A 1,188-nucleotide genomic window follows, 5' to 3' on the forward strand; every position below is an offset into this window, starting at 1 on the left:
CAAGGGGGGAGATTGGACGACCGCAAGGATTTTGACCAACCGTCCAACGCTGCAGAGGATGCGACACGGGGTGTTGTCAGCTAATCTCCCCCCTTGAGGGGGAGATGGCCGGCAGGCCAGAGGGGGGTGTGAAGGGCGCGCTCAGCCGGCACCCAGCCGTGCGGCGCTGCGCCGGCGGGCGATCTCGTAAACGACGGCACCGGTGATGGTGATGGCGATCATGATGAGGGCCAGCGCGTTGACCGCCGGCGTCAGCCCGGTGCGCACCTTGGTGGCGATGTAGACCGTCAGCGGCGTGTCGAAGCCGCGCACGAACAGCGTCGTGTTGTAGTTCTCGATCGACTGCAGCACGGCCAGGAAGCCGGCGGCGATCAGCGCCGGTTTCAGAAAGGGCAGGAGCACGCGCCGGAACACCATCAGCTTCGACGCGCCGAGCCCGAGGGCGGCTTCCTCCTGTGTCGGATCGAAGCGCTGCAGACGCGCGGTGATCATCAGCATGACATAGCAGATGATAAAGCTCGCCTGGGCGATGACGATCAGCGCGACACCGCCGCCGACGCCGAGCTGCCGCCACAGGACGAGCGTCGCAATGCCGATGACGACGCCGGGCGTGAGCAGCGGCGAGACCATCACCGCATACATGAAGCTGCGGGCCCGCGCGTGCAGGCTGGTGAGCACCAGGGCGGCGGCCGTGCCGATCGGAAGCGCCACGGCGACCACGCAGACGGCGACCACGATGGAAGTCGCGAGCGACTGCCACATGCCGCTGTCGGTCCACAGCTCCTGAAACCATTTCAGCGTCGTCCCGCGCCACGGGGTGACGGTGGGGAAGCGGCTGGTGTTGAAGGTGGCGATGCCCATGATAGCGAGCGGCGCGAAAAGATAGACGAAGAACGCCGCCATATAGAAGCCGAACAGGGCGCGGGCGATGCGGTCGGCAGCGTTCATGCGCAGGCCTCCGGACTTGTGCGGAGGGGTTGGCGCCGCCCCTCAGCCGTCCTTCGGGCACCTTCTCTCCGCAGGCGGTAAGAAGGGAAAGCGGCAAGGCCTTGGCTGGCTTTCTTCTCGCCGTTTACGGCAGGGCAATCGCCCATGGCGGCGCGGTACCCCCACCCGTCCTTCGGACCCCTCCCCTCAAGGGGGAGGGGGATGATCGAGCGCACCGCGTGGCTTCCCTCCCCCTTGAGG

General features: G+C 66.9%; 1 protein-coding gene. It reads right to left on the minus strand.

From position 1 onward, the window contains the following. Positions 1-141: 141 nt before the first annotated feature. Positions 142-948 (minus strand): ABC transporter permease, encoded by an 807-nt coding sequence (locus tag NUU27_RS25370; protein ID WP_257765066.1) that lies wholly within the window; start codon positions 946-948, stop codon positions 142-144. Positions 949-1,188 lie beyond the last annotated feature (240 nt).

This window comes from Nitratireductor sp. ZSWI3, assembly GCF_024655565.1.
Taxonomy (GTDB): Bacteria; Pseudomonadota; Alphaproteobacteria; order Rhizobiales; family Rhizobiaceae; genus Nitratireductor.